Source organism: Pseudomonas sp. ICMP22404 (genome assembly GCF_006227205.1).
GTDB lineage: Bacteria > Pseudomonadota > Gammaproteobacteria > Pseudomonadales > Pseudomonadaceae > Aquipseudomonas.
This window is the reverse complement of record NZ_VCNG01000002.1, coordinates 525,369-540,064: the sequence shown is the minus strand read 5'-3', so window position 1 is coordinate 540,064 and position 14,696 is coordinate 525,369. Positions and strand designations below refer to the sequence as shown.

Annotated in this window: 12 protein-coding genes; 5 read left to right on the top strand and 7 right to left on the bottom strand. The window is 61.2% G+C overall.

Annotation, left to right across the window (positions count from 1 at the left end; genetic code table 11):
* The first annotated feature begins 1 nt into the window (after position 1).
* The 5 genes from FGE05_RS06085 (at position 2) to FGE05_RS06065 (ending at position 7,674) form a co-directional block, all read left to right on the top strand.
* Entirely contained in the window at positions 2-2,383 is a 2,382-nt protein-coding gene (locus tag FGE05_RS06085) for a hypothetical protein (protein ID WP_139642450.1), read from the top strand.
* Positions 2,384-2,445: 62 nt separating this feature from the next.
* Positions 2,446-3,366 (top strand): hypothetical protein, encoded by a 921-nt coding sequence (locus FGE05_RS06080; RefSeq protein ID WP_139642447.1) that lies wholly within the window; start codon positions 2,446-2,448, stop codon positions 3,364-3,366.
* 117 nt (positions 3,367-3,483) lie between these two features.
* Entirely contained in the window at positions 3,484-4,776 is a 1,293-nt protein-coding gene (locus FGE05_RS06075; protein ID WP_139642445.1) for a hypothetical protein, read from the top strand.
* A 3-nt stretch (positions 4,777-4,779) separates the two neighbouring features.
* The gene (locus FGE05_RS06070; RefSeq protein WP_139642442.1) at positions 4,780-6,591 is read left to right on the top strand and encodes a hypothetical protein; all 1,812 of its coding nucleotides are present in this window, start codon (positions 4,780-4,782) and stop codon (positions 6,589-6,591) included.
* Between the two features lie 33 nt (positions 6,592-6,624).
* The gene (locus tag FGE05_RS06065) at positions 6,625-7,674 is read left to right on the top strand and encodes a hypothetical protein (RefSeq protein ID WP_139642439.1); all 1,050 of its coding nucleotides are present in this window, start codon (positions 6,625-6,627) and stop codon (positions 7,672-7,674) included.
* A gap of 529 nt (positions 7,675-8,203) precedes the next feature.
* On the opposite strand, the gene FGE05_RS06055 is transcribed toward FGE05_RS06065, so the two are convergent.
* The 7 genes from FGE05_RS06055 to FGE05_RS06020 all read right to left on the bottom strand — a co-directional run bounded on the left by FGE05_RS06055 (position 8,204) and on the right by FGE05_RS06020 (position 14,683).
* On the bottom strand, positions 8,204-8,980 hold the full coding sequence (locus FGE05_RS06055; RefSeq protein WP_139642433.1) for an alpha/beta fold hydrolase: 777 nt from the start codon (positions 8,978-8,980) through the stop codon (positions 8,204-8,206).
* A gap of 23 nt (positions 8,981-9,003) precedes the next feature.
* Positions 9,004-9,510 (bottom strand): cytochrome P460 family protein, encoded by a 507-nt coding sequence (locus tag FGE05_RS06050; RefSeq protein ID WP_139642430.1) that lies wholly within the window; start codon positions 9,508-9,510, stop codon positions 9,004-9,006.
* Positions 9,511-9,532: 22 nt separating this feature from the next.
* Positions 9,533-10,606 carry an alpha/beta fold hydrolase gene (locus tag FGE05_RS06045; protein ID WP_139642425.1) on the bottom strand — a complete coding sequence of 358 codons (1,074 nt, stop codon included), beginning with the start codon at positions 10,604-10,606 and terminating at the stop codon, positions 9,533-9,535.
* An 83-nt stretch (positions 10,607-10,689) separates the two neighbouring features.
* A complete protein-coding gene (locus FGE05_RS06040) occupies positions 10,690-12,027 on the bottom strand; it encodes an epoxide hydrolase family protein (RefSeq protein WP_139642422.1) in 1,338 nt (445 codons plus the stop codon).
* 546 nt (positions 12,028-12,573) lie between these two features.
* The gene (locus FGE05_RS06030) at positions 12,574-13,221 is read right to left on the bottom strand and encodes an amino acid ABC transporter permease (RefSeq protein ID WP_139642418.1); all 648 of its coding nucleotides are present in this window, start codon (positions 13,219-13,221) and stop codon (positions 12,574-12,576) included.
* Position 13,222: 1 nt separating this feature from the next.
* On the bottom strand, positions 13,223-13,903 hold the full coding sequence (locus FGE05_RS06025; RefSeq protein ID WP_139642416.1) for an amino acid ABC transporter permease: 681 nt from the start codon (positions 13,901-13,903) through the stop codon (positions 13,223-13,225).
* Between the two features lie 3 nt (positions 13,904-13,906).
* A complete protein-coding gene (locus FGE05_RS06020) occupies positions 13,907-14,683 on the bottom strand; it encodes an amino acid ABC transporter ATP-binding protein (protein WP_139642414.1) in 777 nt (258 codons plus the stop codon).
* Positions 14,684-14,696: the final 13 nt, after the last annotated feature.

Here is a 14,696-nt window from a genome sequence, read left to right as displayed (position 1 = left end):
CATGAGCGTATTGAATTTCCCCCGCATCTACCTCAACGGCGAGATGTTCTGGAATCCGCCGACGGCCAACAACAACGATATGTTCCCGCTGTATGACGCAGTAAACATGGACATCAACTGGCCGTTCATGCAGCACTTCGGCATCGACAACAACAACGCCCCCGACACACTGATGCCATGGACCCTCTCGACGCAGCACATGGCTAACATGCCGACCTATGTGCAGCAGGTGCCCGGCAATATCAATCCAAAGCATGACCCCTACATGCCCGCCGAATGGGATCTGTTCGGCGACAACGGTTGCGGCCTAGTGAACTACGGGAAAACCACCTCGACCGTCATCGGCGGCGAATTGCAGGCCAATACCTACATCGACCATGATTCGCTGGTCGGCAAGCCATACCAACTGCTCGGCAGCCCCCTGGGCAGCTCTGCCCCGACTCCGGCGCGCTTCGTGGACATCAGTCCATGGCAGAACACGTTCACGGCGTTGTATTTCGACAAACTGGTGCTGGGGGACGGGTCCTGCGGCCTGACGCTGAACCGCAAGTACCGGATGATGGACCGCTTCCTGAACTTCAGTTGGGGCGCCCTGGGTGGGCTGGTGAATGTCAGCACCACCTGGCAGACCTGCTTCCCCAAGGAGAATCTGGAATGGCTGATCGGCAACTCATTCCTGCTGAACAACCTCCAACAGCAGATGAAGCAGCAAGGGGCGCAGGGCCTGATGTTCCGGTTTTCCGCCTACCTGACCTGCTACGACAAGAACGGGATATTCAACGATTACCCGCAGCGCCTCAACACCCGTTCCAACAACCCGGAAGTCATGGCGCATGTGCGCGAGCTGTACAAGAAGGGCTTGGACAACGTCAACCAGATTTTCTTCAACCCCGCCTACAGCCGCACCTCGGCGGTGCTGGGCCTGTGGTTCGCCAACGAATACCCCACCGCCCCCGCCGGGCTGCGCCTGGTGCCCAACCAGCCAGTGACGATGACTCAACCGGGACAGGATGATCAAAGTGCGAGCCTGGGGGTGATCTCGGCGCAGCTCACCGGCAACGTCCTGTCACTGGACCTGAGCAACACGTTTCCATGCTATCCGGTGAACCCCGACGCCGACATCCTCGTTCCAGAGAAATTCAACTCCGGCAGCTACCTGCTGGGCGTCCGCCAGCAAGGGCGATTCACCGCAGCGGCCGGCTTCGGTTTCGAGCAATACCAGCAATCGGCCTTCGAAAAACGTTCGGGCATCCTCGACCTCGTCCTCAGCTCCAATGCCAAGGGAGTACTGCAATCCGGCCCCCTACTCCTGCAACAGCGCAACGCGGCCCCAACCCCTTCGATAATGGCCGCCCATCAGCAACAGTGGACTGCCGAAGTGATCGAGAGCGGCAGCTTCATCGACGTCGGTGAGCGCAAGATAATGAGCATCATGGTGCAGAAAAATGGTCAGCCAGCCGCCAATACCACGTTGTATGTAGCGGAGTATGGCAATCCCTTCATGGTCACCAGCAGCAACTATTACCTGGCATTCAGCAACGCAGCCGACTTCACCCTGTTCTACGACAACCCGACGGACCGCAGCAAGAACACGGCCAATCTGCCGCAGTTCACCGATGCGGCTACGGTCGACCTCTATCGCAGCACCGGCAGCGGTCGTCGGCTGACCGATCTGCAAGACGTGTCCGACCCCGTGGGCTGCCCGGTCTTGTATCAAGACTTCCTCAAACATTCCGGCACACCGGTCGCCGTCGACCTGCGCCCCTGCCTGGTTCTCGATAAGGGTCGCACTGGCACCGGTACACTGCAGGACAAAAAGGCCAGCAGCATCAGTTACTCCTACGCCGTCATCACCACCAACGCCCAAGGCATCGCCCAGATAGGCTACCGGGCAGTGGCGCCGGGCTTCCCCACCCTGCGCTTCTTCGTGCAGGAGAACGGCAAAAATCCGGTCATTCCCTTCAGCTTCCCGATCACCCAGACCTTCGTCGACTTCCTTGCGCCGATACGGGTCCTGCCCGTGGACATGAAGTTGCAAGAGGACTTCATCAGCGCCTGGAATGGCATGTGTACCTCCACGGACGCCCCGGAAAAGATATGGAACACGTTCATCTTTCCAAAGGTCCTGCAAACCTTCTATTACCTGTACCCCATCATGAACAAGTACATGCCGCTCGATTCCCGCACGCGCGTAGAGGGCGCCGTCGATCAGTTGATCATATTGATCAGCAAGGAGAACCAGGATGAGAGCACCCTGGCGATGCCCATCACCCGCGACCTGTCACAAAGCCGCCGCGCCGTACTGGAGCTGTGGGCCAAGCGCCTGGTGAAGCTCAACTTTCCGCCCAAGACTCTCAGCATGAGTGACTACAACGGCCTTTGACAATTTCATCCAGGAACACCGGGTGGCGTGCCCGCCGCCCGGCACTTCACAGGAGTGTCGATATGAAAGCCAGCATTTTGAGCCGACTGTTGCTACTGATCCTGTTGTTCAGTCCGGGGCTTTTTGCCCAGGACAGCGGCGCGGTGTACTTCACCATGGGGGTGCATAACACCGAAGGCTGCAACGAACAGAACGGCAACTGCATCGCCAAACGCGCACCGGGCGACCCTTCCGATCCGTTTTTCCCGGCGTTCTGGATCAGCGACTGGACCATGTATCGGGTGATGCACAACTACGAGAAGAACCCGCCGCCCTACAGCAACCCACCCACCACCCTCGTTCCGGCGGACTACACCGTCTCCCGGGGCACCAGCTACTACGACACCACCTACATCCCGCCGGATGGCGACGGTTTCGGCGCGATGATGGAACACTACGAGAAATACTGCCTGCCGATCTTCCCGATCAAGAACAACAACTACACCTGCTCCTTCGTGTCCCTGGGCAACAAGGCGTACTTCCTGACCTATCCGCAGGATCGCCCCAAGGACATGCCGGCGTGCTGCATGTTCTCGCCGATGAACCATCCGCCGCGGCAGGATTTCATCCAGCACCTGCCCTACAGCGCCGCGCGCAGCCAGAACCTCAATGGCAGCGTGCAGGCCTATGCCCTGGACCTCGACTCACCGCAGGGGCCGATCCTGTTCGGCTACGCCTTTTACAAGCAGATGTCGGGGCATCCGCCCTACCGGCCGCCGCAGTCGTTCTATTTCTCCGGTGACGCCAGCGTCGCCAATGCGCCCATCGTCAGCCAGAACTACACCAACTTCCGCATCGCCAAGCCCGACCCGGCCCAGACCTGGGCACAGGTGGCCGCGATGTGTCCGTCGAACCCACCGCCCTGCCAGTTGTTCGAGCCTCCGGCTTCGCAGGGCAACGGCCAGAAGGCGCAGTGGAACAAGCTGATGCAGCGCAGGCCCTGAAAACTCACAAGGATATGCAAGGGGTATGCGGCAAGGAGACTGTGGCGAGGGCGCTTGCTCCCTTGCCACAACAAGCTTCCTCGCCGCCAGTGAATCGACTCAAGACGAAGGATTGCCATGAAAACGTTCATCCTGATATTGCTGGGGATCGCCAGTCTGCCGGCCCTGGCTTTGAACCAGACCCGCGACCAGAGCACACCGACACAGGCCAGCACCCTGAACTGTCAGCCCCCCACCACGGCGCCCGCCGCCAACGCCAGCCAGGACCTGTTCGATCAGTACAGCTGGCAGATGTTCATCGCCATGAACTGGCCCGCCCAGAACGGGCAGCGCGGTGATCCCGACTGCAGCAAACAGCCAGGCGACGCCGGCTACACCGTCTGGCAAACCTACAAGACCGTGGAAGAAATCTTCCTGCCGCAGGGGGCGAATCCGGGCCCCTGGAATACCCCGCAGAAAGCCAAGAGCCTGGGCATCATCAACATTGCGGCATTGAAAAACAGCACCCAGGTGAACGCCGTCGACCAGGCCGTCGGCGGTTGGCTGATCGACCAGGCCGGCAACCCGACCTACTACGATATTTCGGCCAACGAGAACTCCTACGACTACATCGTCAACAACCAGTACTACAACGCCGATGTCGTCTCCAAGGCCAATAACATCAGCTTTCCCAACGGCGTCATCGAGATCAAGTCGAGCTGGCGCATCCTGACCACCAGCGACAATGCCAGCCGCTACCTGACCCAGCTCGCCCGCGTCGCCACGTTCGATGACCAGGGCCAACGCACCGGCGTCACCGAGGCCTACCTGGGCCTGGTGGGCCTGCACATCATCACCAAGGTAAACGGCTATCCGCAGTGGATCTGGTCGACCTTCGAGCAGATCGACAACGTACCGCCCAAGACGCTGGTGCACGGTCAGTGGGTCGACCAACCGGCATCGGGCATGGCCTATTCCTACTTCAACGCCAACGCACCCGCCGCCAGCCTCAACCAGTCGCCCTGTGACTGGCAGACCCAAGGCGCACACCTGGTCTGCGTGCCCAAGTCCGGGACCACGTTCCAGACCCCCAACCCATTGAACCGGGTCACGCCGATTGCCGAGGTCACCGACAAGGTGAACGCTGACTACCGCAGCAATCCCGACCTGCAGAAAAGCGTGTTGAAGTACTACCAACTCATCACCACCCAACGCCCGTTGATGCCGGACAACCCCAGTAACCCCCTGGGCCAGCCGACCCCGTCGCTTTCGGCCAACGTGACCATGGAAAGCTACATCCAGCCCAACAGCAGTTGCATGAACTGCCACTCCATGGCGACGCCGGTCAAGAGCCCCTACAAGTCCGATTTCTCCTACCTGTTCAAATTCGCCAATTCGCCGGTCATCAAATCCATCAAGGACGAGGAATAAATCATGAGCATCCTGAACGGACCTCGACTGAATTTCTGGGGCGGCATCCGCACCGACGTCAGCCTGCCGAACAACTCCCCCACCATCCCTTACGACGGCAACGACAACTGGCCGCTCTTCGACCTGACCACCTCGACCCTGGCACCGGGCGCGCAGTCCTACACCGACGACCAGTTGAACGACATGATCAACGCCCCCAACGGTGACTACTACACCGCCGGCGGCTGGAATCACTACGGGCAGCACGTCGTCGACATGCAGAACGCCTTGATCAGCTCCCAAGGGATACCGGGCGGCATCAGCACTACCGGCGACCTGGTGGGCCAGCCGGTCTACCTGCTTGGCTCGGTGGATCCGGTGACTCAACAGGGCCCGGTTTCCGGTCCGATGATGGTGGACCTGGACCCCACCTCCTCGACCACCACCCAGATCTTCGTCGGCGGACTGCAGATCGGCGGCAACAGCGACATTCAGCTGTTGATTCACAGCAACACCGTGTGCAGCAGTTTCGACGTGGCCGGGCGAGTTCTGCTGCCGGCGAAGATGGACGCGCCGGGCTCCTTCCATGCCAGCGGCACGTTCCAGTTGACCTTTCCCCTGAGCAGTATCGTCAGCTGGAACCAGAACAGCGCCGGTCTGCGTTCGATCATCCAGGCGCCAGGCGCAACGGGGATCGTCCTGCGTTTCGTCATGTTCGAGATGTGTCCGACGATGACTACCGAGCAACTGGACGCCGACTACGCGGCCGGCAAGTACACGCCCAACCCGAGCATTGGCCGGGTCATCGGTACATTGGCCCCGGCTTTCGCCGACGAGCCGCTGAGCTGCCAGCCAGGCCGACAACTGGTCAATCAGGCCACGGGGAATGCCGGCTATGCAGATCTGGGTACCAGCAACGGTTACCTGAGCATCGACATGGTGAATGTCATTCCGAAGGAAACCTTCCGCGCCGTCAGGGACGACATCACCAGCCCCATCGGCCCCAACGCCAACTACGGCCCCGTCACCATCTCGGCCGGCACCACCGCCCTGGCGACCCTGGACCCGACCAGCAGCCCGCTGCTGAACTATTACGTGTATGGCGGTATCGTCGACTTGCCCATGACCGCCAGCCAACAGCAGGCGGTACAGACCAACGCCCTGGCGATTAACGCCCCCGGCAAGGTTGCCGGCACCACGCTGCAAGCGACTGAATCGATCTATCGGCTCTACGCCGACCAACGCAATGTCTATCTCGAGGACTACCCCAAAGGCCTGTCGATCACCCTGCAGGTCCGATACCTGGGCGGCCCGGTGACCAGTACCACCGAAATCGACCTGAAAGCGGCTCCACCTGCCGCGTATACGGAACCGCAGTATTGGGACTTCCTCGACTTCCCCGACTCGCTGACCGTAAACCCCGGCCAGCTTTCCGTCAGTTTCCCCGTCACCGTCAAATCAGACAGTGCCACCCAGGCAGGTTTCGTGGCCCTGACCTGTACTGCCAACGGCCTGGACAGCAGCGCCTACTTCACCAACTTCCGCAAATACGCCCAGACCGATTTCGGCATCCCCAAGGGCACCACCATCACCTGGCCGCTGATGTACCCCAACGTCCTGCGTTTTCACTACCTGGCCTTCCCCGCCATGTCGCGCTACATCCCGCTGAACCAGCCCGACGCGATCATGGGCGCCAAGAATCCCATCCTGGCGCGGACATCGGACGCCTACAAAGGCACCACCCTGTTCATGCCCGTGGTGCGCTCGATGTCGCCCTGCCAGCGAGCGCTGCTGCGGGCCTATCTCACCGGTGAGCCGTGGCAACCGCCGCAGTGATCGCTTCCACCCTTCATGACGGAGAGCCGCTTCATGTCTATCCATATGCCTGCGCAACCCAGCCAGAACCTGCGCCCGAGCATGATCATTGCCGAGGGCCTGCTGAACCCTCGCGGCGTCTGTGTACGGGCCGATGGCAGCCTGTTGCTGGTGGAGGCCGGCTCCGGCCTGCCGGAACAGACCTTCAGCGGTCGCATCAGTCGCCTGCGACCCGATCCTCATCGACCTGGCGCCTACCTGCCCCGAGAAACGCTGGCGGATGGGTTTCGCGCCATGAACATGCAGGTACGCATGCTGCGTGATGAAATCATGGGGCTGTCGGACGTGGCCTGCGGAGATGGCCGTTATCTGGTGAGTCAGACCGATTACGTCGAAGGCTCCAAGCTGCTGGACCTGCAATTCACACCGCCCGAACCGGTGTTTCGCAGCCGTGGCAATCTCAATGCCCTGTGTTACCACCCCTCTCGCCGCAGTTGGCTGGCGGTCAAGCCTGATACCAATCAGTTGGTGGAGTTCGTCGACGGCCAGGACGAGCGGGTACTGGTCCAGTTGCCCGAGCTGGACCAGGGCCAGGAAGCCGTGCCCGTGACGTTGGTGTACGAACCGGCGACAGACGCTGTGCTGATCAGCCTGTTCTCCGGCGAACGGCAAAGCGACCCCGCGCGCAAGGGCATCGACTTCGTCGACAAGGCGGGTCAGGTGATCCGGGTCCATCCCGGCAGCGGGCTGATCGAACGGCTGATCGATGGTCTGCAACTGCCCACCGGCCTGGCCCTGTGCCCGGCTGGAAACGTGCTGGTGCTGGAGCTCTGCGACCGCCTGCAACAACCCCTGCTGCCGGACTGGAACGGCGAACCGCTGCATGGCGGCTTCACCCGGTTCACCGGTCGACTGTTGAGCTGCAACCTGCAGACCGCCCAGGTCACCGTGCTCGCCCAAGGCCTGGATACCCCGTCTAATCTCTGTGTGGTGGGGAATGCTGTACTAGTGAGCGAAGGCATGGGCCTGACCGGACGTCGACTGCCCACACCCGACGGCCATGTCGTCCCGCTGGGCGGCAGGCTTCGGCGGGTGCAGCTTTAACGACTCGGGAACATTGTGGTAGCAGGATCTACGAGGTGACGCGGAAGAGTTGTGGGAGCGAGCCTGCTCGCGATGACGGCGGCACAGCCGACATCCCGCAAGCTGACCCACCGCTATCGCGAGCAGGCTCGCTCCCACATTGGATTCGGGGTACGCAGCATCTGCATACGCCGCCCAACCCGGTGGGAGCCGGGCTTGCCCGCGAAGACGGCAGTACAGTCAACATCAATGCAAGCTGACCCACCGCCATCGCGAGCAGGCTCGCTCCCACCCTGATCTCGGTCTGCTCACAACATCGGGAAATGCCCCCAATCCCTGTGGGAGCGAGCCTGCTCGCGATGACGGCGGCACAGTCAACATCACCGCAAGCTGATCCACCGCCATCGCGAGCAGGCTCGCTCCCACATTGGATTAGGGTGTACGCGGCATTTGCATACGCCATCGGCCCTATGGGCAATGGATGGCTTGATCGAAAGCCCCCCACGCATCGGGATTCGATGCGTGAGCGGCGCTCCTCAAGACGCAGGAATCACTTCGCCGCAGCCGCTTCCTCGATCAACCGGGCCACCGGTTCCGGGTGGGACACCATCACCACATGGGAAGCCCCCTTGACCACCTTCACATCCCTCGCATCGGCGCGCTTGGCCATGAATGCCATGGCTTGCGGTGGAATGTTCTTGTCCTTGTCGCCATAGATGTACCAGGACGGAATGTGTTTCCAGGCCGGTGTGCCCGCCTGCTCATTCAATGCCGCCTCGGTCACCGGACGCTGGTTTGCCGCCATCAACGCGGCCTGTGCGGCAGGAACGTCGGCGGCGAACTGGTCATGGAACTTGCCCTGCTGGATGTACAGGTCCTTGCCGCCATCGGCCAATGGGACAGGCGCCGCCAGGGTCGGGCCGAGGGTGCTGCCGGGGAACTTCCCGGCCAGCCCGGCGACGGTTTCGCCCGCCTCGGGCGCGAAGGCGCTGACGTAGACCAGTGCCTTTACGTTGGCGTGGTCGTTGGCCGCTTCACTGATGACGTTGCCGCCATAGGAGTGGCCGACCAGCACCACCGGCGTCTGAATACTGCCCAACAGCGCCGAAACCGCAGCGCCATCACCCTTCACACTGCGCAAAGGGTTGGCAGCGGACACCACCGTGTAGCCGTCCTTCTCGAGGATCTTTACCACGCCATTCCAGCTCGACGCGTCGGCAAACGCGCCGTGCACGAGAACGACGGTGGGTTTTACAGTCTGCGCCGAGGCGCTGGCACCGATGAGAAGGCCCGCCGTGCAGGCCAGTGCAGCAATGACTTTTTTCATGGAGAACTCCTTGGATACCTGGTTTATGGAGCGAGACGCGTAAAGACAAAATCGTGGTTCTGCACCCGCGCCTGGTGGCAGGCGAAGCAGGTCTGGTGCTGGGCCTCGTCGGCGGGCTTGCCGTTGATAAAGCGACCGAACCCCCAGCCGCCGGTTGACGCATATTTCTTCGAGTCCTTGACCATCACCTGGACGGTGGTGGCCGCCCCAGGAATTGAGGCCGGCTCGAACTCCGGTGACTGCACATGCTTCCAGGCCAGCTTCACCAGGACCGTGCCATCGGGAAACGGCAGCGTCGAATCCTGGTAAGCCTTGATTGCCCGATCATTGCCCAGCACCGCTCGAAGCTCGTTCAGCGGCTCGGCTTCTTGCGCCGGCGCGATCAGCGGCCATGTGCGGTAGCCATCGGGAAGCTTCACCCCATAGATCGGTGAAGCCTCGCCGCTGCCGGCATCGCCCAGGGCAACGCCGGCGGCGATCAACGCCACCGATGCAACCGCGGCGGACGCCGCCAGATGCTTGAATTTCATCGTTGCGCTCCCTCGTGCCGAGTCAGAGATGATCGGCATCGATCACGGCTTGGGCGAAGGCTTGCGGGGCCTCCTGTGGCAGGTTGTGACCGACACCCCCGCTGATCAGCCGGTACTCGTACTTGCCGGTAAAGCGCTTGGCATAGGCCTCGGCCGGTGGGTGCGGCGCACCGTTGGCATCGCCTTCAAGGGTGATCGTCGGCACGCCAATGGACGGGAACGCCGCCAGTTTCTTCTCCAGCGCGTAGTACTTGGCCTCGCCCTTGATCAGGCCCAGGCGCCAGCGGTAGTTGAAGATCGATACCGGGACGTGATCGGGGTTCTGCAAGGCGGCGGCGCTGCGGTCATAGGTCGCGTCGTCGAAGTCCCACTTCGGCGAGGCGAGTTTCCAGATCAGCTTGGCGAAGTCATGGGTGTTCTTTTCATAGCCCAGGCGACCACGCTCGGTCGCAAAGTAGAACTGGTACCACCACTGCAACTCGGCTGCCGGCGGCAACGGTGTCTTGCCGGCTTCCTGGCTGCCGATCAGGTAGCCACTCACCGCCACCAATGCCTTCACTCGCTCCGGCCACAACGCCGCGACGATGTCGGCAGTGCGAGCGCCCCAGTCATAGCCGCCGAGAACGGCCTGCTTGATGTGCAGCGCGTCCATGAAGTCGATCAAGTCGCTGGCCAGCGCCGCAGGCTGGCCGTTACGCACGGTCTTGGCCGACAGGAAACGGGTATCGCCATAACCCCGTGCATAGGGAATCAGCACGCGATAGCCCTTCTGGGCCAACGCCGGTGCCACATCGGTGTAGCTATGGATGTCGTAGGGCCAACCGTGCAGCAGGATGACCACCGGCCCATCGGCGGGGCCGACTTCAGCGTAGGAAACGTCCAGCAAACCTGCCTTGACGTGCTTCAACGGACCGAACGAGGTATTCGTGCCCGGAGTGATGGCGCCGATGGTACCGGCCGGCACCTCGGCAGCGCTGGCCTGTGACGAGGTCACAGCCAGGGCGCCCAACTGCATCATGGCAACCGCCAGGACAGCAGGCGCCAGCAGACGCCGGTGCCGCGGTTTTGAGGTGTCTTTCAACAGGGTCGTAGTCATGGTGAGTCTCCCTTGCGAACCGCCGCTCGGCGGTTGCGAGTTGTGAAATCGAAAGTGTCTGCCGGACGTACTGCGGTGCCGGATTATTTCGCCGCCGCACGCAGTGGCCGGAATGCTTCGCGCAGTTCTTCGCTGAACAGTTGCGGCTGTTCCCAGGCCGCGAAGTGACCGCCCTTGCTGACTTGGTTGAAGTAGGACAGCGACGGATAGGCGCGCTGTGCCCAGGTTTTCGGCGCTTGATAGATTTCGTGCGGGAACACGGTGATCGCCACCGGCACCTTGATATCCGAGGTCTTCTGCGCGGCCGCGCTGAAGTTATTGTTGTTGTTCTCCCAATAGAAACGGGAGGACGACGCGCCGGTGTCGGTCAGCCAATAGAGGCTGATGTCATCGAGCATTTCATCGCGGCTGAGCACGCGTTCAGGCTTGCCGTCACTGTCGGTCCAGGCCGCGAATTTCTCGTACATCCACGCCGCCGTACCGGTGGGCGAGTCGGCCAGCAGGTAGCCGATGGTCTGCGGCCGGGTCACCATCATCGCGCCGTAGGCCGCGTTACGACCGAAGAACGTGCTCAGGGAGGTGTAGGCCCGGCGTTCCGGATCGGTCAGGCCCGAGGGGGCCGGATCGCCGCTGTTGATCGGCTTTACCAGCTCCGGCGGCACGGTGGCCGGCATGTTCAGGTGGATACCCAGCAACCCGGGCGGCGCCAGGCGGCCCAGCGCATCGGAAATCACCGAACCATGATCGCCGCCCTGGGACACGTAATGGCTGTAGCCCAGGCGCTTCATCAGCACGTCCCAGGCCTTCGCCACCCGGTCGGGGCCCCAGCCCAATTCGGTCGGCTTGCCGGAAAAACCATGGCCGGGAATGGACGGGATGATCACATCGAAGGCATCTTCCGCACGGCCACCGTAAGCGGTTGGATCGGTGAGCGGGCCGATGGTTTTGAGGAACTCGAACTGTGATCCCGGCCAACCATGGGTAAGGATCAGCGGCATGGCGTTGGGGTGGCGCGAACGCACGTGGATGAACTGAATGTCGACGCCATCGATGGTGGTGATGAACTCCGGCAGGGCATTGAGCTTGGCCTCGGCCTTGCGCCAGTCATAACCATCGCCCCAGTATTTCACCAGCGCCTGGACCTGGGCCAGTTGCACGCCCTGGGACACGTCGTTGACGGTTTCCTTGTCGGGCCAGCGGGTGGCCGCGATGCGTTTGCGCAGTTCGGTCAACTGCGCTTCATCGACGTGAATACGGTACGGGCGAATAGCCTCCGACCCGGCCGGTGCGGCACTGGCGGTGGGGTTGTCAGCAGCCAGTGTGACGCCACTGCCGGCAGACAGGGCAAGACCGAACACGCTGACGAGGGCGGATGACGCCAGACAGCGTTGCCAGGTAAAAGCGGAAGAAGCTGCTTGCATAGTGGTTCTCCTTTTTGACTAATCGGCTCAAGCAGCTCGATCAAACCATCGCGATGCCCCATGGAGGATTGCACCATGGTGTCGGTCGATACCTAGGTATGACGTGCGCGGTTTCGTGTGCTGTCTCGACGTGGGTCATTTAAGGACGGACAGGTATCGCGGATGTGTCAGCAACAGCCTGTAAAGAAACAGTCCGTATCGACAAAGGGGCTGGATACATAGAGATACATTGGAGCTCAGCCACGGAACTGTGGGAGCGGGCTTGCTCGCGAAGGCGGTGGCACGTCCGACATCAATGCGAACTGACACGCCGCTATCGCGAGCAGGGCTCGCTCCCACAGGGGATCTGGGGTGGGCAGGATGGTTTGGGTGATTCGAAAAACCAATGTGGGAGCGAGCCTGCTCGCGATGACGGCCGTAAATCCGACATCAATTCAAGCTGACCCACCGCTATCGCGAGCAGGGCTCGCTCCCACAGGGGATTGGGGTGGGAACGATTTGTGGCAGGGTAGAAACTCTGTACCGACCCGATCAATCACGAACATTTCAATGCCGCGTCCTGCGCTCCAGCAATCGCACGCCAAGCGAAAGCGGATAACACAGTACGAAGTAGATTGCCCCCACCAGAATGTAGATTTCCAGCGGCATGAAATACACCGAACTCAGATCCTGGGCACGCAACATCAAATCAGGGGCAGCAATCAGCGACGCCACCGAGGTGTCTTTCAGCAGCGAGATCGCAACGTTGCCAATGGGTGCCAGCACGATGCGAATGGCCTGGGGCAAAACGACCCAGCGCAACACTTTGAGATGCGGCATGCCAATCGCTTTCGCCGCTTCCACCTGCCCTTTCGGCACCGCCTCCAGGCCCGCGCGGTAGATCTCCGACAGGTAGGCGGCGGCGTTGAGCCCCAGGCCGATCATAGCGGCCTGGAATGAACTGAACTGCACGCCGATCTCGGTCAGGCTGAAGTAGACGATGAACAGTTGCACCAATGCTGGCGTGCCGCGAAACACTTCGATGTAGAACAACGCCGCACGCCGCAATGAGCGACTGCCGGACAACCGCGCCAGCGCCACCAGCAAGCCGACGACCAAACCGATCACCAGCGCACCAAACGCCAACTGAAGCGTGGCCCAAGCCGCTGTCAGGAACTCGACATGGGTTGCTTCCCACAACTCGCCATAGCCCATATCAATTCTCCTTGACAACTTTGAGACGGCGCTCGGTGCGAGCAGCCCAATGTGAAAGCACCAGGCTCAAGCCCAGGTAGATGACGGCCAGCAAGAAGTAGATCAGGTTGGTCTGGTAGGTTTCGCTAACCAGCATGCGTGCCTTGAAGGTCAGTTCAGGCACCGCGGCAGCCGATGCCAGCGAAGTGTCCTTGAGCAGGCCGATGGCAAAGTTGGCCATCCCGGGAATTGCGACCTTGAACGCCTGCGGCAACACAATGATGCGCATTGCCAGGGAACGGGTCATGCCAATGGAAAATGCCGCTTCGCTTTGGCCTCGGTCGATGGTACGGATGCTCGAACGGAACACTTCCGACAGAATGGCTGCACCATTGAGGCCAAAGCCGATGATCGCCGCACCGATTGCCGGCAACGTGATGCCGATGTAGGTCAGTCCGAAGTACAGGATGAACAGCTGGGTCAGGATCGGTATGTTGCGAAACACCTCCAAGTACACACTGGCGATCAGGCTCAGGATGCGGCTGCGCGAAAGCCGCATCAACGCCAGGCAGAACCCCAACAGGGCCGCCACGACAAACGACGCGGCCGTCAGGCCAACCGTGGTCAGCGCCCCGATACCCAGCACATTCAAAAAGTACGGCAGCATCTCGATGGCTTTGCTCAGTGCAGTCGAATCGAACATCGATCAATGCTCCTGCACGGCACGGATGAAGGAGCGGGTGCGTTCGACCTGGCTCTCGCGGAAAATCTGCCGGGGCGGACCCTGTTCGACAATATTGCCATCGGCCATGAAGATCACCTGATCAGAGATGCTCTCGGCGAAGCTCATTTCGTGAGTCACGATAATCATCGTCATACCCTCCTCCGCCAGCTTGCGCATGACGTTCAGCACCTCGCCTACCAGTTCCGGGTCCAACGCCGAAGTAGCCTCATCGAACAGCATCAACTTAGGTCGCATCGCCAGCGCCCGGGCGATGGCAATGCGTTGCTGCTGCCCGCCCGAGAGCTGTTCCGGGAACGCATCACGCTTGGCGAACATGCCCACTTTGTTCAGTAACTCCTCGGCCATCTGCACCGCTTCGGCACGGTTGCGCTGTTGCACCTTGAGCGGACCAAGAATGATGTTTTCCAGCACGGAAAGGTGCGGAAACAGGTTGAAACGCTGGAACACCATACCGATGTCGGCACGCATGCGCGCCAGCTCCTTATCGCTCATGGGTACTTTCCGGTCACCCGCCAGGCGCTGGCCGATCAGCTCGTTATCAATGTAGATGTCGCCTCGAGTCGGCTCTTCCAGGTAGTTGACGCAGCGCAACAAGGTGGTCTTGCCCGACCCGCTGGGGCCGATGAGCGAGATCTTTTGGCCTTGCTGGACGCTGAGGTCGATGCCTTTGAGCACGTCCAGGGTACCGAAGGACTTGTGGAGCCCTTCGATCCGCACCAGTGGAGTTGAATCAGCCATAAGCCATCTCCTC